Here is a 22454-nt window from a genome sequence, read left to right on the forward strand (position 1 = left end):
GCAACGATGGCTGTCCCACCGATCAGACCTCAGCGACTCCAGGGCCGACCGCGCAGGGTGCGGCAAGATCGGCCGCTCCGATGATGGCAACCCGACCATATCTCGACTCAAGCGGGAGCAGCAGAGCGACCCGATGGTGACATTTGGAATCTAGCCGTTCCGCGATCCTGCCGCAGAAGGAGATCGCCGCGCTCGGCTCGACGCCGATCGCGCTCGGCGAACGGCTCTACAGCGGGTGGGACTTCAAGTCGGTGTTCGAGGAAGCGGTGTCGGCCGGATCTGTCGCACGCCGGCGGCATCACCAAATGCCGCAAGATCGCGGCGATGGCCGAAGCCTATGACGTGGCTGTGGCGCCGCACTGTCCGCTCGGGCCGATCGCGCTGGCCGCATGCCTGCAGCTCGACTGAAGCGACCGTCGACGGAAGAGGTCGCCACCGGGAGAGGCAATCGAGCTCCTCAACGCGAAGCTCCCCCGGCTGTTGTCGGCAGCATTCTATTGGATGATACCTGCTGGAAATACGCGCTCCGCTTGCGGGCAGAATAGAGTGGAAGGGAAGTTGCGGCTGCCCTCTTCTATCCTATTGCACCGCCAGCGCCGTCACTTCCCGCCGGAAAGGCAGGGCGTCACCAATATCGGCCTCGTCCAGCTCGCGGGCGAAGCGGTGGCCGGCATAGGTTGCCCAAGCAATCGGCCCCGGCGCTTCGGCATCGCCGATAACCTTGATCGAACGGATGCCGTTGCCGGCCCACTCGGTCTCCCGGGCTTTCAGCTCGCGCCAGACGGCATCGTCCTGATTGCGCGACGTGACCAGGACGACGGCGTCGGCGGCCAGTTCCCGCCGCCCGCCGGTATAGACGCAGGCCGTGACGACGCCGCCGGACGCGATGCTCGTGACGGTTCTGTTGAGGACGATATCAACGCCCAGGTCCGCCAGCCGGCGGTGGATAGCCCCCTGCTCCAGCGTGTTGCGGGTCCAGTCCGAGACATAGGCCGACGGCGTCACCAGCGTCACCTTCGCGCCCCGGCGCGCTATCAGCTCGGCAAGCACGCCGCCCATGTAGTAATGGTCGTCGTCGAACAGCACGACATTGCCGGAAGCCACCTTGCCTCCCATCAGATCGTCGGGCGTGTAGACCGGCATAGCGGCGTCGATCGGCATCGGCACGACATGGGCGCGCGCCACGCCGTCGCGCCGCCAAGTCGATCCGGTGGCGATGGCAACGTTCTGGAAGCCGAAGGACAGGACCTCGTCCGCCGACAGCCGGCTTTCAAAATAGATGTCGACATTCGGCATCTGGCTGAGCTGATACTGGCGATAGTCGCGCACCCTGCCCCAGGCCGAGAGACCCGGAAGCAGGCATTCGCGCGCCACGCGCCCGCCAAGCGCGGTGCCGGCTTCCGCTATCGCCACGTGATAGCCGCGCAGGCCTAGCGCGCGGGCGGCCTCCAGTCCAGCAGGCCCAGCGCCGACGATCAGCACGCTGTCGCTATCGCCTTTGGCCTGCATGCGCTCCGGATGCCAGCCCTTGCGCCATTCCTCCATGAAGGTCGGGTTCTGCGTGCAGCGCGAGATCGACATTGTCATGTCACCGGTGATGCAGATGTTGCAGCCGATGCATTCGCGGATGTCCTCGATGCGGCCCTCCTCGACCTTCCTTGGTAGGAAAGGATCGGCGATCGACGGGCGAGCGCAGCCGATGAAATCGAGCGTGCCTGATTTGATCATCCTCACCATCACGTCCGGCGAGGTGAAGCGGCCGACGCCGACGACCGGCTTCGAGGTAAGCTTTTTGATGCCAGAGACCAGGCTTTCCTGCGCCGCCTCTTCCTTGAAGCGCGACGGCCCGGAGCAATCCTCCCAGGCGCCGTGGGCGAGGTCCCAAAGATCAGGCAGCTCAGCATGCATCTCGATCATGTCACGGACTTCCGAATTGGCGAAGCCAAGCTCGCCGATCATCTCGTCCAGCGACAGCCTGAGCGTCAGGCCGCACGTGTCGCCGATCGCGTCGCGCCCTTCCTCGATCAGCTCGCGCATCAGTCGCGAGCGGTTTTCCAGCGAGCCGCCATATTCGTCGCTGCGCTGATTGGTGGCGGTCGACAGGAAATGCTGGATGATGCCGAAGCCATGCGCGCCGTAGAGGCACACTAGGTCGAACCCCGCCTGCTTGGCGCGCTTGAAGGCATTGCGGTGCCAACGGCGCAGGTCGCGGATATCCTGCTTGTCCATAGCGCGCGCCTGCACCGGATCGTTGGTGAAGGTGCGGATCGGCAAGGCCGACGGCCCGCGCGGCACCTCCTTGGTGTAGAGGTTGGGACCGTTGATGCCGGAATAGGCAAGCTGGATGCCAGCCAGCGCGCCATATTCGTGCATGGCTTTTGCCATCTTGGCCAGGGCCGGAATGTCGGCGTCGTCCCACAGCCTGAGCTCGATGAAAGGCGTGATCTCGGAGGTGTGGTGCATCTCTGTCTGCTCGGTGAAGATGACGCCCCATCCGCCTTCGGACTTCATGCGGCGCATCTCGGCCGCGGCCGACGGATCCCGATAGCCGCCGCCATTGCAATGCGGAACTTGGTAGAAGCGGTTCTTGGCGGTCACCGGACCGATCTTCATCGGCTCGAACAGAATGTCGTAGCGTGGGTCGCGCATAGTAGCTTCCTTCATGCCGGCTGCTCCGGAGATTACCCATAAGTTGGCGCGTGCGCGGGAAAACTACGGAATTCTTCTGTGCGGATTAGGGCGCGCCTAATCGCCCTTGCATGGATTAGCCTCAGGTGAAGCGAGGCTGAGAGAAATGCGACTTCAGGACCGCTGCGGCGCGATGTAGAGAGAACGGCTGCCGCAATGGGACCGGACAGGAATGGACAGCGTCAGAATACTCGAGCGGTTGATCGCCTTCCCGACGGTGAGCCGCGACTCGAACCTCGACCTCATCAGCTATGCGGTGGACCTGCTTCGAGCAGACGGCATCGCCTCCCAGATCATCCACAGCGCCGACGGGCACAAGGCCAATCTTTTCGCCACCATCGGCCCGGCCGATACGCACGGCATCATGCTCTCCGGTCACACGGACGTCGTTCCCGTCGATGGCCAGAACTGGACGCTGCCGCCATTCGCGATGACCGAGCGTGACGGCAGGCTTTATGGGCGCGGCGCGGCGGACATGAAGGGCTTTGTGGCCTCGGCTCTCGCGGCATGTCTCAAGGCCTCGAAGATGACGCTGCGCACGCCCTTGCATCTGGCGCTCTCCTACGACGAAGAAGTCGGCTGCCTGGGCGTCCGCGACCTGATCGAAATGCTAAGCGCGGCACCCCAACGCCCGCTGCTGTGCATCGTCGGCGAGCCGACCAACATGCAGGTGGCGACCGGGCACAAGGGCAAGCTTGCGGCGCGCGCCATCTGCAAGGGACGCGAAGGCCATTCGGCGCTTGCTCCGCTGGCACTCAACGCCATCCATCTCGGTTGCGATTTCGTGCGGGCGCTGCGCGACGAACAGGACCGGCTGGCCCGCGAAGGCGCCCGCGACGGCGACTACGACATTCCCTACACGACGGTGCATGTCGGCAAGATCAATGCCGGCGTGGCGCTCAACATCGTCCCCAACCTTTGCCAGGTCGATTTCGAGATCCGCAACGTCGCCGCCGACGATGCCGCCGGCATTCTCGACAGGCTGCGCGGTGCCGCGGCGCGCATTGCCGCCGACGCCGCTTTGATCGCGCCCGAAGCCGCGATCGACATCGAGGTCACCAACACCTATCCGGGTCTCGACACGCCGGCCGCTTCGGAAGCCGTCGCCTTCGTCAAATCGCTGACCGGCGCCAACAGCACCATGAAGGTCGCTTTCGGCACGGAAGGCGGATTGTTCAGCCGCGATCTCGGCACGCCCGCCGTCGTCTGCGGACCGGGCTCGATGGCGCAGGGGCACAAGCCGGACGAATTCGTCAGCGTCGAACAATTGCGGCGTTGCGACGAGATGCTGGAGAGGCTGTTGTCGCGGCTCGCCGACGGCTGGCCGTGACCCTCCTCATTTGACAATGCGTTCGGTGCCGAAGACGCCTTGCTCGACGACGAAGCGGCGGCAATGGTCGATGAAGGCCTGCACCGTCAGCGTGCGATGCTCGGCGTTCGGCAGCGCAATTCCCATGGTCAGCGGCCTGATGTCTCCCAGCAAGGGCACGAAGACCAGCAGCTTGCCGTCCGGCGACATGGTGTTGAGCGGCCGCATGTTGGCTATGCCGTAGCCGAAGCCATTGGCGACCATCGAGCGCATCACGGCGATGTCGCCGGTGCGCTCGGCGATCTTTGGCCGCAGGCCCTTGGGCTGGAAAGCCGACAGGAAATATTCGCGGCTATAGGGCAGATCGAGCAGCACCATCGGCTCATCGACCAGCTCCTCCGGCGTGATGCCCGCCCTCCCCGCCAGGCGATGCGCGGCCGGCAGCATCACATAGGCCGGCAGCTGCATCAGCGGCTCGAAGGTCATGTCCTGCGACAATTCGAGGTCGTAGGTCAGTGCTGCGTCTATTTCGCCACGCTGCAGCATCTCGAACAACTGACCCTGGTTGCGCTCGAACTGCCTGACGCGCACATCCGGATAGGCGTCCTCGAATTTCCGGCGCAGCGCCGGCAGCACGATCTGCGCGAAAGTCAGCAGGCAGCCGATCGCCAGCGGTCCGCGCACCTTTTCAGCGATATCGCCGGCAATGTCGTGCAGCGCATCCGCATCGTTGAGCAGCCGCGCGGCTTCCTTGAGGAACAGACGCCCGCCCGCCGTCAGGGCAAGCGCGTGCGAGTGCTTGCGCACGAAGAGCTGGACGCCGAACTCCGCCTCGAGCTGGGCGATCGAAGCCGAGATCGACGGCGGCGAGACATTGACCTGCTCGGCCGCCTTGGCGATAGAGCCCGCCTCGCCGACGGCGACGAAGTACTCGAGTTGTCTGAGTGTGAAACGAAGCGGCATGGGCTTCTATGATGCCCGTTTGGTCGCTGCAATCAAGTCGCGGCCGCTCCTCAGTACTTGATCCAGGTGGTCTTCAGCGCGGTGTATTTGTCGAGCGCGTGCAGCGACAGATCGCGCCCGAAGCCGGACTGCTTGAAGCCGCCGAAGGGCGTCATCGGGCTCAGCGCGTCGACGGTGTTCACCGAAACCGTGCCCACCCGCAGTCTTTCCGCGATACGGTGTGCCCGCGACAGGCTGTCGGTCCAAAGCGATGCCGCAAGGCCGTAGACGCTGTCATTGGCAATCCGCAGCGCCTCCTCTTCGCTATCGAAGGCGATGACCGACAGCACCGGACCGAATATCTCGTCGCGGGCGAGCGGATCCTCGGGCGAGACATTGTCGAAGATCGTCGGCTGCACGAAGCTGCCGCGCCCGTCGACGGCCACCCGGCGGCCTCCGGCGACCAGTCGGGCTGACTTCCTGCCGCCATCGATAAAACGCATGACCGTCGCCGCATGCCGCGCATCCACCATCGCACCCATCCTGGATGCCGGGTCGAGGGGATCGCCGGGTTGCGTCGCCGCCACGCGCTCGGCCAGTTTCTCGACCAGCGCGTCCTTGATGCCGCGCTCCACCAGAAGCCGGGAATTGGCTGAGCAGACCTGACCCTGGTTGAAGAAGATGCCGAAGGCGGCCATGTCGGCAGCCGCGTCCAGGTCGGCGCAATCCGCGAACACCAGATTGGGGCTCTTGCCGCCGGTCTCCAGCCAGACCTGCTTCATATTCGACTGGCCGGAATATTGCAGGAACAGCTTGCCGACCGCGGGCGACCCGGTGAAGGCGAGGCAATCCACATCCATATGCCGCCCAAGCGCCTGGCCGGCGGTCTCACCCAGGCCCGGCACCACATTGAGCACGCCGGCGGGCAGGCCCGCTTCCATGGCGAGTTCCGCCAGCCTGAGTGCCGAGGAAGGCGATTGCTCGGCGGGTTTCAGCACCACCGAATTGCCCGCCGCCAGCGCAGGCGCGCATTTCCAGGTGGCCATGTCGAGCGGAAAATTCCATGGCACGACGGCGCCGACGACGCCAACCGGCTCGCGCCGCACCAGAGCTAGGTCACCCTGGCCCGTCGGCGCCACCTCGTCATAGATCTTGTCGATCGCTTCGGCGTACCACTGGAAGATCGCCGCCGAGCCCGGCACGTCGATGGTGGCGGCATCCTTGACCAGCTTGCCCATATCCAGCGATTCCAGCAGCGCGAGCTCCTGCAGGTTCTCGCGCAGCAACTCCGCCAGCCGCAGCAGCACCTGCTTGCGATGCTGGGGACTCGTTCGGGACCAGACGCCGGCCTCAAAACTACGCCGCGCCGCCGCGACGGCGAAATCGATATCCTCCTCCCCGCAGGAGGCGACTTCGGCGAGCGTCGCTCCCGTGGCCGGATTGACGCTGGCGAAGGTCCGGCCGGAGCGCGCCGGCACCGGCTTGCCGTCGATGAACGCCTTGTCGCGGAAGCGAATCGCGGACGCCTTGCCGACCCACTCCTTGTGGCTGAGTTCGCTCATGCTCGCTCCAGAACTGGTCGGACTACTCGTCACCGGGGACGCCGTAGCTCGGCGCGTCGGACGGATTGAGGGCGCGGGTGACATAGGCATCGAGCTGTGGCTTGTAGATCTCCCACAGCGTTGCCAGCTGCTCGATCGGACACGCTTCGGTCCAGTCGCAACGCAGGTCGGCGACGGGCCAGGACACATCGCGGACCAGCTTCATGCCGGCGGAGCGGACAGGCCCCGCCTCGCCGCCGGCATGAAGCGCGGCGCGCATCGTGACGATCAGCCGGTCGCCGAGATGGCCTTCGGAAGCAAGGAAGGCGTCGACCATGGCACGCGAGATGCCGTCATTCGCGAGCAGGTTGCCTCCGCAGGCAACGTCCTCGCCGTGCGCCTCGGCCCAGATGCCGAGCGCTTTCGGCCCGGAGTGGATCGCGCTGACGCCTGCGGCGTCGACCGCCAGCACCTGACGGTATTCACTGAAGGCGGCCGTGCGCTTCAGGATCGCGACAGCCTCCGCGGCGGAGGCGCCGCGCGCCATCAATTCCAATGCCCGCGGCCCGAGTGTCGGGTCAGTGACGTTCTGGCTGGCGACCGCGCCGACGCCCGCCTGCGCATAGGCGCAACGCGCCGCGACCGCGGGAGACGACGACGACACCGCCACGCCGAACATGCCTGTGCGCCTGCAGCGCGCGACGATGGAGAAGGTCATGGCGCTTAGTCCGGAATGACGGCGGTGCCGTCGATCTCGACCAGCCATTCCGGCCGCGCGAGCGCCGACACGACCAGGCCGGTCGAAACCGGGTGGACGCCCTTGATGTACTCGCCCATCGTCCGGTAGACAGCCTCGCGATGGCGGACATCGGTGATGTAGACAACCACCTTCACCAGATGCTCCATCGTGCCGCCGCATTCCTCGATGAGCTGCCTGATGTTCTGCATGACCTTGTGGGTCTGCTCGACCGGATCGTGGCTGTCGATGTTCTTGGCCGTGTCGAGGTCCTGCGGGCACTGTCCCCGCAGATAGACGGTGCGGCCGCCGCGCGTGACGACCGCCTGGCAGAGATCGTTGTCGAGCTTCTGCTCGGGATAGGTGTCCTTGGTGTTGAATTTGCGAATTCGCGTATGCGCCATCTTGGTCTCCATCAGGGATCGGGCTCGCAGCTTTGATCAGGCGTCCACGGTCTCGCGCGTCGCGGCGGCGTGGTAGGCGAGATATTTGCGCTGCGTCGAAATACGGTCGGCCACGTGTTTGGCATCGTGCCAGACGCCCCAGATGAAGCTCGAGCCTCTGCGCGACTGCCAGGGCAGACCCAGGAAATAGATTCCGGGCTCTGTCGAGACGCCGCGCTGATGCCTTGGTCGGCCCCTCTCGTCGAAAGCGTCGACCTTCAGCCAGCTGTAATCGACGGCGAAGCCCGTCGCCCAAATGATCGTCGCTACCCCGGCTTCGGCAAGATCGAGCTTGAGGATCGGATTGGTCACGCATTCCGGGTCGGAATCGATTTTGCGAAGATCAGGTTCTTCCGGAAGGTCGAGACCATTGCGCTCGACATAGGCGTCGGCCTCGTCCAGCAGCGACATCAGGCTGGCATCGCCCCTGGCAATGTTCTTCGCAAGATCCGGCGCGAAACTCATCACGCCGTCCTGGTACGTCTTTGTCATGCCGACAAGCGTAAGCCCCTCCGCCGCCAGACGGCGGAAATCGATCGTCTCGCCGCCGCGCGCGCCGCTCACCGCGATCGTGACATGCTCCGTGCCGGGCCCTGGCGTTTCGAGATCCCATTTGCCGAGGACGCCCAGCCACCAGCAGAAGTCGCGCCCGCGATAGGCGCGCGGCGGACGATCGTGCGGGCCGACCGAGAGATAGACGCGCCTGCCTGAGCGCTGCAACTCATCGGCAATCTGCACGCCCGAGGATCCCGCTCCGACCACCAGCACCGCGCCCTTCGGCAATTGCGCCGGGTTGCGATAGGCGCTGGAGTGGATTTGCAGGATGCCGGCATCGGCAGGAACGAGCGGTGGGATGACCGGGACCTGGAAAGGCCCGGTCGCGGCCACGACGCTGTTGGCTTCGATCACCCCATCCGAGGTCTCGACACTAAATCCAGGACGGCCGACATTCCTTTGCACGAGCTTGACCTCCACGCCGCAGCGGATCGGCGCATTGATCTGCTTTGCATAGGCGACGAAATACTCGGCGACCTCCTCCTTGGGAGGAAAACCGTCGGGACCCGTCACCGGAAACTCCATGCCCGGAAACCGGTCATGCCAGGCCGGGCCATTGGCGACCAGGGAGTCCCATCGCTGCGAGCGCCAGCGCTCGGCGATCCGGCCGCGCTCAAGCACAAGATGAGGCACCCCGCATTTGCTCAGATGCTCGCTCATCGCCACCCCGGCCTGGCCGCCGCCGACGACGAGCGTGTCTACCTTCTCAACCGACATGCTCGGTCCTCTTCTGACCATCCGACAGCTTTCGCCGCGTGGGATGAAAACGATCTCCGGCAGTTGGTGGATGCAGCCAGGCTGCGCCATCCCACCGCTCCTCTGCTGGCGCTCACAAGTAGCAGCACGTGCCGGCGGGCGCCCATAACGAATCTCCGAAGTCACGCGTAACCATTTCCGAATTTCTCGCACCGATAGACGCACCTAGAGTCCCGGCGGTCGGATCGACAGCGCTGCATGAGGTGGCGGGCGAAGCCGGACATGTGTCCGCGCGGAACTGGTTCCGGAACAAGGATACGCCTTCGCGGCGGCCGGTTCTGCCATGCCTCGAGCGCCGGCATTCTCGAGGGGCTGGGCATGAAAACCGAAAGCTTTGACTACATCGTCGTTGGCGCCGGCTCGGCCGGTTGCGTGGTCGCCAATCGGCTGAGCGCCGATCCGTCGGTCACAGTGTGCCTGATCGAGGCCGGCGGCAGCGACAACAGTCTGCGCGTCAAGGTGCCGGCGGGCATCCTCTCGCTCTACGGCAACCCGAACTACGACTATTGTTTCGTCGGCGTGCCGCAGCCCCACCTCAACAACCGCAGCATTCCGGTCAACCGCGGCAAGGCGCTGGGCGGATCGAGCTCGATCAATTCGATGGTCTATATTCGCGGCGCCGCCCAGGACTATGACGAGTGGGCCGAACTCGGCTGCGCCGGCTGGGCTTATGACGATGTGCTGCCGGTATTCAAGAAATTGGAGCGCAACCTGCTTGCCCAGGACCCACGCTATCACGGCAGCGACGGCGAGCTTTTGGTCGACAATCCCCGTGATCCGAACGAGCTTTCCGCCATGTTCGTGAAAGCTGGCGCAAGCGCCGGTCTGCCTGCCAACACCGACTTCAATGCCGCAAGCCAGTTCGGCCTCGGGATCTACAACGTCACGCAGGATCGTGGACAGCGCTTCAGCAGCTTCAGCGCCTTCATGCGTCCCGTCCTCGATCGCAAGAACCTGACGCTGCTCAGCCAATGCGAGGTGATCGACCTTGTCATCGCCGGGGGTCGCGCCACGGGAATGCGCGTGCGGCACGAGGGCCAGCAGAAGCAGCTCTCGGCCAACCGCGAGATCGTGCTGTCGGCCGGCGCCATCAACTCGCCCAAGATCCTGATGGCATCCGGCATCGGGTCGGCAGCCGAGCTCAAGCAGATCGGCATCGCGCCGATCCTCGACCTGCCGGGCGTCGGCAAGAACCTGCAGGACCATGTCGATGGCATGATCACCGTGCGGTCCAGAAGCACCAGGACGCTCGGCCTCTCACTCGCCAACCTGCCGCGCATGGCAGCGGCGCCCTTCCAGTATTTCGCCCGCCGCAAGGGCATGCTCACCACCAACTACGTCGAAGCCGGTGGCTTTGCGAAGACCAAGCACGCGAACGGCCTGCCCGACATTCAGTTCCATTTCGTGCCGGGCTATCGCAGCCATCGCGGCAGGCTGATCGAATACGGCCACGGCTACGCCATTCACACTTGCGTGCTCAGACCGAAAAGCGTGGGCGAGATCAGGTTGTCGCGCGACAATTCTCGCCGCGACGTCCTGATCGACCACCGCTTTTTCACGCATGAAGACGACGCCATGGTGCTGGTGGAGGGCATCAAGATCGCGCGCCGGATTTTTGCCTCGTCCGAGTTCGACGCGGTGCGCGGCCAGGAGATGCTGCCGGGCAAGGATGTCCGAACCGACGACGAGATCCTGGCCTATCTGCGCGCCGAGGCGCTGACCGTCTATCACCCGGTCGGAACCTGCAAGATGGGAACGGACGACATGGCCGTCGTCGATCCGGCGACACTCAAGGTGCGAGGCGTGGACGGACTCCGGGTCGCCGATGCCTCCGTCATGCCGAAGCTGATCGGCGGCAACACCAACGCGCCAAGCATGATGATCGGGCAAAAGGCTTCGGAGATGATCCTCGGCCCGGCGCGCAACGGCGAAAGGTAGAGGCCGTCTCACCCTTCAACATCGGGGCAGATCGGCGTTCAGCACTGCTGGACTGCCTCGACTTTTGCTCTTGGAAATTGCGCTCAGTGATCCTCGTCGATCTCGTCGTGCAGAAGGCCAAGGATACGGCGCTTGAGCGCGATGAAGTCGGGTTCGAGGATGACGTCCATCGAACGCGGCCGTGGGATGTCGACTTTGATCTCGGCCTTGATCTTGCCGGGCCTTGCCGTCATCACCAGAACGCGGTCGCCGAGCACCAGCGCCTCGTCGATATCATGAGTGACGAAGAGCACCGTCTTCTGCTGCCGCTCCCAGACGCGCAGAAGCAGCTTCTGCATGGTGCCGCGCGTCTGGCTGTCGAGCGCGCCGAACGGCTCGTCCATCAACAGGACAGCCGGGTCATTGGCCAGGGCGCGCGCGATCGCCACGCGCTGCTTCATGCCGCCCGACAACTGGGCGGGGTAGTGGTCCGCAAAGGACGCGAGGCCGACCTCGTTGAGATACTGGTCGACGATCTGCTTGCGCTGCTCCGCAGGCAGCCCCTTGCGCTTCGGCCCGTATTCGATGTTGGCGCGCACCGTGAGCCACGGGAACAAGGTGTAGCTCTGGAAGACCATGCCTCTGTCGGCGCCGGGTTCGATCACTTCCCGGCCGTCGACCTTGATGCTGCCCGAGGTCGCGTCATTGAGGCCGGCGGCGAGGTAGAGCAGGCTGGATTTGCCGCATCCCGAAGGACCGACGATCACGCAGAATTCGTTCTTGGCCACCTTCAGCGACACATCGTCCAGCGCCAGCACGCCATTGGCATCGCCATAGCGCAATGTCACGTCCTCGATGGCCATCGTGGTGCCGGCCGAACGCGGATCGCCGGCCGCATGGGCCGTGCCGGCCAAATTGTTCGCCTTGACGGTTTCGGTCATCACTACCCTTGATCCGGCTGCGTTTTGCGAGGATGCGTTCAAGATCAAGGTGCCCATGGCGCGACCCTTGCCCGGAGAATGCGGAATGCCGTGTCGGTGATCAGGCCCAGAAGCCCGATTGCGGCGATCGCCATGAAGATCACATCCACCTGGAAGCCGCGCATTGCCTTGAGGCTGATATAGCCGAGGCCGCTCGACGCGGCGACGAGCTCGGCAACGACCAGATAGGTCCAGGCCCAACCCATGGTGACGCGAAGCGTGTCGAGGATCGCCGGAAGCGCTGCGGGGAAAATGACGTGCCACACCGCTTCTGAGCGCTTGGTGCCCAAAGTGTAGGAGGCGTTGACCAGGTCCCTGGAGACGCTGCGGGCGCAGTCGGAGATCATCACCAGCTGCTGGAAGAACGTGCCGAAGAAGATAACCGCTATGCGCTGTTCGATGCCGATGCCGATCCAAAGGATGAACAGCGGCACGAAGGAGGTCACCGGCAGGTAGCGGATGAAGTTGACCAGCGGCTCCAGCGGCGCCTGCACCGCCCGGTAGGTGCCCATCCACAGTCCCAGCGGCACCGCGATCAGTGACGACACGATGAAGCCCAGGATGACCACTTTGGCGCTGGTCAGCGTGTGGTAGAAGAGGCTGCCGTCGAGCGACATGCGGTAGGCCGTCTCGAGCACGGTTCCGGGCGTCGGCAGGAACATGTTCGGCACGACGCGGCCATAGGACAGCAAGGCCCAGCCGCCGATCACGACGACCCACATCGCCAAAGCGAGCGTGGTTGCCGTGCTGGCGGGGATATTGGCGAATGGAGTCGTCAGGCGCGTCCACGCCGTCCGCCTTTGTGCCATAAGATGGCCTCCGTGATTTAAGCGCGAAGCTGAAGCTTTCGGGAAAAGGGAGGCCGGCCCCGGAGAGGCCGACCAGATCCGGCTTTGGGAAGATGGGACCGGCCCGGCCGGGCGGGCCCCGCCATTCCGATGGCTCACTGTTCCTTGATGAAATCGGTGTCGAGGATGGTTTTCGAGTCGATCGTCATCTTGAGCTTGCCGGCCTTGCCCCAGACGTCCTGCGCGAAGTTCACCAGGTCGGCCGCTTCGCTCTTCTGCGGCGTGCCGAAGAATTCCAGGTTGCGGGCGCGGTCGTAGTAGCGCACGCCCTTGGCGCCGGCCGCGAAATCCTCAGGCTTCTCGAGATAGCCGCCAATGCCCTTGGCCATGATCTCATAGGCCTTGTCCGGGTTGGTCTTGATGTATTCGACCGCCTTGTAATAGCCCTTGACGAGGGCCTTCACGTCCTCGGGGTGCTTCTCGATCAGGTCGCATTTGAGCGCGATCACATCGACGATCAGGCCGGGCGTGGTCGTGGAGTCGATCAGCACCTTGCCCTTGCCGCCCTTGCGGACTTCGGTGAGGTGCGGCTCCCAGGTCACCGCGGCGGGAACCTGTCCGGCGATGAAGGCCGTCGCGGCGTCATCGGCGGTCATGTTGGTGACGCTGACATCGTCCTCGGTCATGCCTTCCTTTTTCAGGAGCACATTGAACCAGAATTCGGAAACGGAGCCCTCGTTCAGGGCGACGGGCTGGCCCTTCAGATCCTTGAGCGACTTGACGTCGGCCTGCGTGACGACGCCGTCGCCGCCATGGCTGTCGTCGAGCGCCACGACATATTTGAAGCAGAGCTCGTCGGAGCGGTATTTCATGAGCTCGTCGACGGTGGAGGCAGCGCCGTCGAGATCGCCGCCGGCAACCGCCGCCATGTAAAGCGCCGATTCTTCGATGACCTTCAGGTCGACATCGACGCCGGCCTCCTTGAAATAGCCGAGGTCGCGGGCGAGAAACAGTGGCCCATAACCCACCCAGGTGGTCATGCCGAGGCGAATGGCGCCGGCATTGGCGGGAGCGGCAAGCCCCAGGCTGAGCAGGCCTGCGCTGACCGCCGTCATCAGGCAATTGCGGAATGTCTTCATTGTCGTGGTTCCCCATGGCTGTTGCCGGCATCGGCCCCTTTCAAGCGGCCTATGCCAGGCGGCGTTTTGCGGCCGCTCTCTTGTTATGCGTCGCCTCCCGGGCGCGCCTTATGTGTTCTAGACCTGCAAAAGAGCATCCGGGCCGGATCGCCAAAAGAAGTCTTTTTCTGTCCTTTGCTTCGCCGAAACCGAAGCAGCGGCGATCTTGGCTCACTTGTAAAGCGAAGCAGCGAAGGAGCCTGGCCGACAGGCCGACATCATGACTGGAAGCTTTTGAGATGGATCAGCGACTTTCCAAGCGTCGCGGGTCTTGAGATGCCGATTGATTCCCTTGAGACGCCGACGCAGGCTTTTCGAGCAGCAATGTATTTTTTGCCGGTCATCTGTTCAACAAGATATCCGCTGCTGACGCTGGAGGCCTGGAACAAATCCATCGCCGTCAACCTGACCAGCGTGATGCTCAGCGTGCGCGCCTTCCGCCCGACAATGCGCGATGGCGGCGCGATCGTGCTCCTGTCAAGCCCGGCAAACCTTTCCCTAAGCGCCATGACAGTGGCTAGATCAGCTTCTTGAATCAACTTTGGCGAACTGCTTCGTAATCCCTTGGCGAATAAGATTTTGTCAGTCGCCGAGGGTCGTCGTTTTCTGCCGGAAATCAATCAGTTGGCGGGTGGTTCGCCCATCCGTTTCCTTCGTATGTTCTCGTATTCGGTGGCGAACCCAAGAACAATTGAGCTCGAATATGCCATGCGGACGTTTGGCTTCATGCGTCTGGTTGGGCATGGTCTCTATTGCAACTCCACACCGTATATTGCGCGACGTCGGACGTCCGCTAGCCGACGCATGAAATAATCGCGGGGCTTGCGCTGACGGCAGGTAGTGCGGCTAGTATGCGTCGCCCGATCGAACAAGGTCGGGAATGTCGTGGCGAGCAACGGTCCGACAAAAGGGATGTAGTTAAGCGCAAAGGCGATTGCCGCCCACGCGCTGGCGATCTCGAGCCCTGCGGCAAGCGCAAACACCCACACGACCAGGCCCGTCACAATGCAGGCAATGCTGCGCACAATCATGAAGCGGCGAATCTTGACGCCAACTTCCCGGCCGATATGCAAGAGGAGTTCGCCTTGCGGTTGGACCGGCGACGAACGCAGCCGACGCTCAAGGTCGTCGGCCTCCGACAGGCCCAGCATAACAAAAATGAAGGCCAAAACGGCAAAGCCGGCGACGCTGTTCAGCCGTGTGACCAAGCTATGGGTCAGGGCAATCAGCCGGGACATGCTGAATAGTTCGCCGAGCGGGCCGACGACCGCAATTCCATGATTATCCAGCCAATCCGCCCAGAGGGCGTAGGTCGCCTGCAATCGGCTAGCATTGTAGAACAACCATTGCGATAGTTCCCCGAGACCCCCGACAATCGCCGAGCCCACGACTACGATCACCAGAACGGTGAGCATAAGGGTGATCAACAGCGCTCCCGATCCGCCGTTGCAGGGCCGCCTGAATTGGCCATACCAATGCGATCACGAACAGCGAGAATGCAAAGGGCATGAGAATCGCTCTAGCGAAGTACAAAGCGGCGAGAACGAGGATGCCGGTCGCAACCGGGTTGACCACAAGGTGATCGCTCGTTTCTGCCACATTTGTCTTTTCGTTTCTCGAGCGCGACCGCTGCGATCTTGTTTCACTCGCGGGTGATGGCATTCCAACAGAGGCTCGTGCCCACATGCAGCGGACGTCCCTGCGAGGGGGAAAGCACTTCAATCCCTTTGGCTCAGCGACAGCGGCCTGCGTGAACAGGCCGGAAGCCGTCGGCACGGGCCAGGCATGCGTTGGAAAACGTACGAAAGCGTCCGCTGCTGGTCGCACAAACCGGAGCAAACTGGAGGGTGCAGGCTGCTGGCGGCGTAGGTCGCGACATGCGGCACTCACCCTTTCTGACGATTTGGTATCCTTGGGCGCGGGCCATGCAGGCGTTGCCAAATGTCCGCAGCCTGTCGCCCCGTCGGCCACAAACAGGCGTATGTACCAAGCTGCAAGCTTGCGGCCGCCTCGGAACAGGACGTGCCTGATCGACGGCGACGGTGCATGCCGACAACAATGCAACGACCAGCAACCATGTGCTAGGGCGGGCAAACAGGCCTCGTACCTGCGTCATCTCATTTCTCGTCCACGTTGTCAGGCGATCGCTCACGCGATTCCAGAGCGGCAACTGAGCTCATCTAGGCGGCCGCGGCTGCCTGGCTAAGCGCGTCGCGCAGGATCTGCTCCTTCGTCTCGTCCAACGATGTCTTGAGCACGACGCCACCAAATCCCTTGATCGCGTCCAGCACCTTGTCCGCTGTCATTCCGTGAGCGAGCACAAACAAGGCGGCATTTCCAGGCTGCAGGCTGGCCGAGAGATCTTTCATGAAGGCATCGTTTATTCCCACATCCGTCAACGCACCGCCGAGCGCGCCGGAAGCGGCGCCAATTGCAGCACCGATCACCGGGTTGAGAAAAATGACGCCGATAAGCAAGCCCCAGAAGCTGCCCGACACGGCACCGGCGACGGTCGTGTTCATGACTTGATTGAGCTTCACGTTGCCGGCTTCCGTTTTGGTTGCGATCACCGCATCACCGATGTTGATGAGGTATTCCTTCTGCAATGCAAACAGACGCTGGCGCACCTCTTCTGCCTTGGCCTCCGCAGGGTAGACTATGACGACGAGAGCGGACATGGGACCTCCACAATCGATGGCATCGAAATGCTTCCACAGACTTCCAGATTCCATTTTATGTCTCAGTCGCAGCGAAGAAATTAGCCGGAAATCCCGGGCCTTTGCGCTCCGTCTCTTTTTGATTGTAACTGAGGACCGCAGCAATTCTTCGACCTGCGCCGGTTGATCACCGTACGCAATTACTGCACCCCAATGGTTCGCAGTCGTCATGAAGCCGGCTACCTGGAGGTTTGCTGCCACGATATGCGCATTCGCGCCCGCCTCTCGGACCCGGGCTCGCCGCCGCCATACGCGACCACCCTCTGGTCAACGTGGCGGTCGCGTTGGGAGGACGGCAATTCGCATTAGCAGCGCTCTGACTTGGTTCCGTCAATTAAAGGGATGCCAGCGCTTTGGACATGCGCTCCAGCCCCCGACGCAGCAACGCACGCGGACAGCCGACATTCAGGCGGATGAAGCCTTCGCCGCCAGGACCATACACGCGACCGTCGTAAAGATTGACCCCAGCGTTATCGACAAGGAACTTCTGAACTCCACCCACTCTGCGATCGAGCTCGCGCGCATCCAACCACACCAGAAACGATGCGTCGGGCCGCATCGGCGTAATGCCAGGAAGGTATTGGTCCGCGAATTCACAAACCAGATCGAGGTTTCCGGCAATGTAGCCCGTGAGCTGGTCCAGCCATGGCGCACCGGTATCGTAAGCAACCTCCAGAGCAAGGCGGCCGAAGAAGTTCGCGTTCACCATGAATGTGGCCTGCATCGCGGCAAGAAGCTTGTCGCGGCGCTTTTTGTTCGCCACCGAAATCGTTGCCGAAGGAACCCCGGCCAGGTTGAAGGTTTTGGTCGGAGCGGTGCAGATGAAGGATTTCTCCGCGGCATCATCCGAGATGGAGGAGAAGACGATGTGGGGCCGATCCGACAACCTTATGTCGCAGTGAATGTCGTCGGATATCACCAAAACTCCGTGGCGCTCGCAAATGTCGTTCAGCGCCGTCAATTCTTGGAGTGTCCACGCTTTTCCGGCAGGGTTGTGCGGATTGCAGAGCAAGAACACTTTTGCGCCGCTAGCGGCCAGTTTCTCGAAGTCTTCCAGATCGAGCTCATATCTGTTGTCTTGCAGCGTCAGCCGGTTAGTGAGCAGGACACGCCCGTTTCCCTGAATCACTTCGAAATATGGGGAGTATACAGGCGACTGCACGATGACGCCGTCGCCGGGCTTCGTGAAGGTTCGCAGAATCGCAGCGACTGACGGCATGATCGCAGGGGCTGGAAGCAGGGTCCCCAGCGCGGGGGACCAATTGTGACGGCGTGTGAACCACGATTGCACGATCTCATAGTGGCGCGCATCGCGGCGGGTATAGCCGTAAATCCCATGGTCCGCGGCTTCGCGCAGCCGCGCGATGACGGTTTCCGGGGCACGAAAATCCATATCCGCTGTCCATAGAGACAGCAGGTCCCTGCCCTCGACGCGCGGAGAGAACTCATCCCATTGGTTGGCCCATTTAACGGATCCAAATTGCTGGCGGTCGTGGATTTGGTCGAAATCAATCCCCCCAACACTTCTTTGCCCAGCCGCTGATGCGGGCGTGTCTGCACAAGCCATTTGATAATCACCTGGGAAATCTGTTGCCACGATTACGGCCGCTTCGGCTTCGCGACCGTCTCTATTTGAGGATTTGCGCCAGAAACTGCCGCGTCCGTTCCGATCGGGAGTTGGTGAAGAACTGATGGGGCGTGTTCGTTTCAACGATCTCCCCGCGGTCCATGAACACCACACGATCGGCGACCTCCCGCGCGAAGCCCATTTCGTGCGTCACGCACAGCATCGTCATGCCCTCGCTGGCAAGCGTTACCATCGTGTCCAGGACCTCTTTGACCATCTCCGGATCCAAGGCCGAGGTCGGTTCGTCGAAGAGCATGATCTTTGGGGTCATGCAGAGAGCCCGGGCAATTGCAGCGCGTTGCTGCTGGCCACCCGACAGCTGCCCTGGGTAGCTGTCCGCCTTCTCCGTAATTCTGACGCGCTCCAGATAGTGGCGCGCCAATTGCTCAGCCGCTGCCCGCGGCATCTTCCTCACCCAAACCGGCGCAAGCGTGCAATGCTCAAGCACCGTAAGGTGCGGAAACAGATTGAAATGCTGAAAGACCATTCCAACATTGCTGCGGACTTCGTCGATCTGGCGCAGATCCTCACTTAGCGCATTGCCCTCGACGATGATCTCGCCTGACTGGTGCTCCTCGAGATGGTTGATGCATCGGATCATCGTCGATTTGCCCGACCCGGAGGGGCCGCAGATCACGATGCGCTGACCACGAGGCACCGAGAGGTTGATGTTCTTCAGCGCATGAAATGAACCGAACCATTTGTTGACGTCACGCAACTCGACGGCGATGGCCTGGTTATAGGGCGCTCTTTTCGTCGATGCGTACATTGGTTGGGACATCTTCGTCGCTTTCTAGGATTTGTGGCCGTGCGCCAATCGGCGCTCCATCGATTGCGAATAACGGGACATGCCGAAGCAGAAGCCCCAGTAGACCAATCCCGCAAAGAGGTAGCCGGTTGAGGAGATCGTCGGACCTGCCCAGTTCGGATCGACCCGTGCCGATTCGACGGCCCGCAAGAAATCCGCGATGCCAACGATCGCGACCAGCGTCGTGTCCTTGAACAGTCCGATGAAGGTGGAAACGATGCTCGGTATGACGATCGTCAACGCTTGGGGAAGGACGATCAGGCGCATCATATCGAAGTAGCTGATTCCGAGCGCCTTCGACGCTTCGAACTGGCCTTTCGGGATCGCCTGAAGGCCGGCCCTGACAACCTCGGCCATGTAGGCGGACGAAAAAAGCGCTATCGCGACGAGAGGGCGCAGGAGACGATCCGGCGTCAGGTAGTCCGGGACGAAAAGCGGCATCATGAAGTTCGCCATGAACAACACCGTGATAAACGGCACTCCCCGAACGACTTCGATGAATGTAAGGCAAACCGCCTTGACGAAAGGGAGTTCCGACCTGCGTCCGAGCGCCAGGATGATCCCGATAGGAAGCGAGAAGACGATGCCCACAATCGACATGAGCAACGTAATCAAGAGACCGCCCCAGAGTGTCGTGTCGACGGTAGGCAAATGGAGCCAAGCGACGCCGCGCAACAGAACGAATGCGACAACGGGATAGGCAAGGAAGAACAGCAAGGCCGCCAGCTTGCGCCGCGGCGCCTTCGTCCACAGCAGCCAAACGATCAGGATGGCGCCGATTGCTTGGGTGAGATTGACGCGCCACCGTTCTGAGACCGGATACGCGCCGTATCGCAGGTAATCGAATTTCTCGGCGATGAAGGGCCAGCAGGCTCCCTCGCTGTTCGCACGGCAAGCTTCGTGGCCGCCGCTCCAGACCGCGTTGAAGATTGCAAAGTTCAGAAAGTGGTGCAGCAGCCACACGGCGACCAGGACAAAGCATATTGTCAACGCGCCTGACGAAGGTGACGAGAACAGATTTCTTTTCATCCAGGTCACCGGACCTGGCCGAATGTCGGCGGGGGGCGCCATCGCCGCTATGAGCGTGCCACTGGCGACAACCGACAAATCCATGGGCTGGTCGCTCATGCGTCACCTCTCGACAATCGCAAAATGTCGGTTACATGCGTTCATGGCCAACGACGTGGCGATGGAGATCATGAGATAGACGGACAGAGTAATCGCCATGACCTGAACGGCAGCGCCGGTCTGGTTGAGCACCGTCCCTGCAAATATCTGCACGAGGTCCGGATAGCCGATGAACACCGCCAGAGACGAGTTCTTGGTGAGATTGAGGTACTGGCTTGTCAGAGGCGGTATGATGATCCGCAGCGCCTGCGGAATGACGACCAGGCGAAGCGTCTTGCCCGGCGCCAGCCCGAGCGCATACGCAGCCTCCGTTTGGCCCTTTGGCACCGCCTGGATCCCGCTTCTGACAATCTCGGCGATGTACGATGCGGTATAGACCGACAGACCGATCAGGAGCGCGACAAACTCCGGATAGAGCTGATGTCCACCTTGAAAATTGAAGCCGCGCAGCTCCGGCGCGACGAACGAGACCGGCTCGCCAGCCGCCAGGAACACGATCAGCGGAAACCCTATAAGCGTCGCCAGACTTACCCGAAAGACCGGCAGTTGCTTGCCCGTTCGTCTCTGGATGATCTTGGCGCGGGACCAGAATGCAATGCAGCAGGAGACGGCCGCCACGAATGCCAGGCCTACCAACCCCGCTCCCGCATGAAGCTGGATCTCCGGAATGATGAGGCCGCGATTGTTGAGATAAACGCCGCCGGGGATCGCAATTGACGCCTTCGGGGCGGGCAATGGCTTGAGAACGGCGTTGTACCAGAATAGCAGCTGCAGCAATAGCGGCACATTGCGCACAAGCTCGACATAGGCAGTCGCCACCTTCGAAACGATCCAGTTTGGCGAGAGGCGGGCAACGCCGATGAAGAAGCCAAGCAAGGTCGCAAACAAGATTGCGAGGGCGCTTACGTAGAGGGTGTTGGCCACTCCCACCCAGAAGGCTTGGCCGTAGGTCGAAAGCGCGTCATACGGTATCAGGGCTTGATTGATGTCGAAGCCGGCAGCGTCGTTCCAAAATGCAAATGAGAGTGGAATCCCCCGCACCCGCATATTCGACGCGGTCTGCATGCCGATGCCTACAGCCAAGGCCAACAGGCCGCAGGCAAGCAAGAGCTGGTAGAAAACGCCTCGCACCTTTGTATCGTGCAGCGATAGGCTCCTGCGCGGGGGCGCCGGAAGAGACAAGTCTGACATGGCTGTTCCTATCGGGATCTGTGCAAGGCCCCGGCGGCGATGCGCCGGCGCCCCGCAAACCATGCTTTGCCTAGCGGATCGGCGGGGCGTACTGAACGCCGCCTTTGTTCCAGAGCGCGTTTATGCCGCGGTCCATTTTGAGCGGTGAGTCTTTGCCGATATTCCGATCGAAAACTTCGCCGTAGTTTCCGACCTGCTTGATTACCTGAACCGGCCAGTCGTCAGCGAGCCCGATGTCCTTGCCTATGGTGCCGTCGATGCCGAGCAAACGGCGGATGCCGGGATTGTCCGACGCCTTCATTGCATCGACATTCTTGGAGGTGACCCCATATTCTTCCGCTGCCACCATGACGTAGAGCGTCCATTTCGCCACATTGAACCACTGGTCGTCGCCCTGCCGCACTGCCGGGCCAAGCGGCTCCTTCGAGATCAATTCGGGAAGAACGACGCTGTCGTCGGGCTTGGCCATGCGAAGCCGAGATGCGTTCAGGGTCGAAGTGTCCGCGGACAAGACGTCGCAACGTCCCTCCTCATAAGCCTTCACGACAGCCTCCTCGTCGGCGAAACCTACCGTGCTGTATTTGATCGATTGCGAGCGGAAATAGTCCGCAAGGTTCAACTCGGTCGTGGTGCCCTGGGTGACGCAAATCGACGCGCCCTCGAGCCCCTTAGCCGATGTGATGTTATCCGCCTTGCGCACCATAAATCCCTGGCCGTCATAGAAATATGTGCCAGCAAACAATATGCCGAGCGACGTGTCGCGCGAGGAGGTCCAGGTCGCATTGTGCGCGAGAATGTCGATCTCTCCCGACTGCAAGGCCGTGAAGCGATCCTTTGGCGTCAACGGGATGAACTTGACCTTTTGCGCATCGCCCAGCACGGCGGCGGCAACCGCGCGACAATAGTCGACCACAAATCCGGTCCATTTGCCTTCATTGTCGGGAAGGCTGAAGCCCGCCGTGGCCGAATTCGTGCCACAGGTAAGCACACCATTCTTCTTGACGTTGTCCAGGGTCGCGGACCACGCCGGGGCGGCTGTGCACGCGATTGCGAGGGCAGTAAAAACCTTAAACGTTGATCTCATTCCGGTATTCCCCTGTTATCGTTGAAGGGAATGTGCTCTTGAGTTCAACTATTCGTCAAATCGATT

Annotated in this window: 19 protein-coding genes and 1 pseudogene; 4 read left to right on the forward strand and 16 right to left on the reverse strand. The window is 62.2% G+C overall.

Annotated features, from left to right (window positions below):
• Positions 1-176 precede the first annotated feature (176 nt).
• A pseudogene (locus LB552_RS13430) lies at positions 177-405 on the forward strand (enolase C-terminal domain-like protein); the annotation flags it as partial.
• 174 nt (positions 406-579) lie between these two features.
• Here LB552_RS13430 and LB552_RS13435 read toward each other — a convergent pair.
• Positions 580-2649 (reverse strand): NAD(P)-binding protein, encoded by a 2070-nt coding sequence (locus LB552_RS13435; RefSeq protein ID WP_318012037.1) that lies wholly within the window; start codon positions 2647-2649, stop codon positions 580-582.
• A 211-nt stretch (positions 2650-2860) separates the two neighbouring features.
• Here LB552_RS13435 and argE point away from each other — a divergent pair, with 211 nt between their 5' ends.
• Complete coding sequence (gene argE / locus LB552_RS13440) at positions 2861-4018, forward strand: acetylornithine deacetylase (RefSeq protein WP_224606625.1); 1158 nt, start codon at positions 2861-2863, stop codon at positions 4016-4018.
• A gap of 6 nt (positions 4019-4024) precedes the next feature.
• Here argE and LB552_RS13445 read toward each other — a convergent pair whose 3' ends face one another.
• From LB552_RS13445 to LB552_RS13465, 5 genes are read right to left on the reverse strand one after another with little or no spacing between them, the layout of a single operon-like run.
• Positions 4025-4960, reverse strand: a complete 936-nt coding sequence (locus LB552_RS13445) for a LysR family transcriptional regulator (RefSeq protein WP_224606628.1) — start codon at positions 4958-4960, stop codon at positions 4025-4027.
• Between the two features lie 50 nt (positions 4961-5010).
• Positions 5011-6501: an aldehyde dehydrogenase gene (locus LB552_RS13450; RefSeq protein ID WP_140839360.1), complete on the reverse strand. Its 1491-nt coding sequence runs from the start codon at positions 6499-6501 to the stop codon at positions 5011-5013.
• A gap of 22 nt (positions 6502-6523) precedes the next feature.
• A complete protein-coding gene (locus LB552_RS13455; protein ID WP_224606631.1) occupies positions 6524-7198 on the reverse strand; it encodes a DUF1028 domain-containing protein in 675 nt (224 codons plus the stop codon).
• A 5-nt stretch (positions 7199-7203) separates the two neighbouring features.
• Positions 7204-7620, reverse strand: a complete 417-nt coding sequence (locus tag LB552_RS13460) for a RidA family protein (protein ID WP_201410929.1) — start codon at positions 7618-7620, stop codon at positions 7204-7206.
• Positions 7621-7656: 36 nt separating this feature from the next.
• Positions 7657-8931 (reverse strand): flavin-containing monooxygenase, encoded by a 1275-nt coding sequence (locus LB552_RS13465; protein ID WP_224523316.1) that lies wholly within the window; start codon positions 8929-8931, stop codon positions 7657-7659.
• A 357-nt stretch (positions 8932-9288) separates the two neighbouring features.
• On the opposite strand from LB552_RS13465, the gene LB552_RS13470 reads away from it, so the two are divergent.
• Positions 9289-10908, forward strand: a complete 1620-nt coding sequence (locus LB552_RS13470) for a GMC family oxidoreductase (RefSeq protein ID WP_140839368.1) — start codon at positions 9289-9291, stop codon at positions 10906-10908.
• Between the two features lie 83 nt (positions 10909-10991).
• On the opposite strand, the gene LB552_RS13475 is transcribed toward LB552_RS13470, so the two are convergent.
• From LB552_RS13475 to LB552_RS13485, 3 genes are all read right to left on the reverse strand, one after another.
• Positions 10992-11750, reverse strand: coding sequence for an ABC transporter ATP-binding protein (locus tag LB552_RS13475; protein ID WP_210239545.1), 759 nt, complete (start codon positions 11748-11750; stop codon positions 10992-10994).
• Between the two features lie 122 nt (positions 11751-11872).
• Entirely contained in the window at positions 11873-12676 is an 804-nt protein-coding gene (locus LB552_RS13480; protein ID WP_140839372.1) for an ABC transporter permease, read from the reverse strand.
• Between the two features lie 134 nt (positions 12677-12810).
• On the reverse strand, positions 12811-13794 hold the full coding sequence (locus LB552_RS13485) for an ABC transporter substrate-binding protein (RefSeq protein WP_224523321.1): 984 nt from the start codon (positions 13792-13794) through the stop codon (positions 12811-12813).
• 315 nt (positions 13795-14109) lie between these two features.
• Between LB552_RS13485 and LB552_RS13490 the strand changes: the two genes are divergently transcribed.
• A complete protein-coding gene (locus LB552_RS13490; RefSeq protein ID WP_224606633.1) occupies positions 14110-14367 on the forward strand; it encodes an SDR family oxidoreductase in 258 nt (85 codons plus the stop codon).
• 215 nt (positions 14368-14582) lie between these two features.
• Here LB552_RS13490 and LB552_RS13495 read toward each other — a convergent pair whose 3' ends face one another.
• The 7 genes from LB552_RS13495 to LB552_RS13525 form a co-directional block, all read right to left on the reverse strand.
• Entirely contained in the window at positions 14583-15260 is a 678-nt protein-coding gene (locus LB552_RS13495; RefSeq protein ID WP_263481603.1) for an AI-2E family transporter, read from the reverse strand.
• A 753-nt stretch (positions 15261-16013) separates the two neighbouring features.
• Positions 16014-16511 (reverse strand): DUF1269 domain-containing protein, encoded by a 498-nt coding sequence (locus tag LB552_RS13500; protein ID WP_224606636.1) that lies wholly within the window; start codon positions 16509-16511, stop codon positions 16014-16016.
• Between the two features lie 373 nt (positions 16512-16884).
• On the reverse strand, positions 16885-18147 hold the full coding sequence (locus tag LB552_RS13505) for a MalY/PatB family protein (protein ID WP_224606639.1): 1263 nt from the start codon (positions 18145-18147) through the stop codon (positions 16885-16887).
• Between the two features lie 31 nt (positions 18148-18178).
• Positions 18179-18946, reverse strand: coding sequence for an amino acid ABC transporter ATP-binding protein (locus tag LB552_RS13510; RefSeq protein ID WP_224606642.1), 768 nt, complete (start codon positions 18944-18946; stop codon positions 18179-18181).
• A gap of 24 nt (positions 18947-18970) precedes the next feature.
• The gene (locus LB552_RS13515; protein ID WP_224606659.1) at positions 18971-20113 is read right to left on the reverse strand and encodes an amino acid ABC transporter permease; all 1143 of its coding nucleotides are present in this window, start codon (positions 20111-20113) and stop codon (positions 18971-18973) included.
• Between the two features lie 3 nt (positions 20114-20116).
• Complete coding sequence (locus LB552_RS13520; protein WP_224606662.1) at positions 20117-21304, reverse strand: amino acid ABC transporter permease; 1188 nt, start codon at positions 21302-21304, stop codon at positions 20117-20119.
• A gap of 70 nt (positions 21305-21374) precedes the next feature.
• Entirely contained in the window at positions 21375-22388 is a 1014-nt protein-coding gene (locus tag LB552_RS13525; RefSeq protein WP_224606665.1) for an amino acid ABC transporter substrate-binding protein, read from the reverse strand.
• Positions 22389-22454: the final 66 nt, after the last annotated feature.

It is taken from the genome of Mesorhizobium sp. CA7, from assembly GCF_020165015.1.
Lineage (GTDB): Bacteria > Pseudomonadota > Alphaproteobacteria > Rhizobiales > Rhizobiaceae > Mesorhizobium.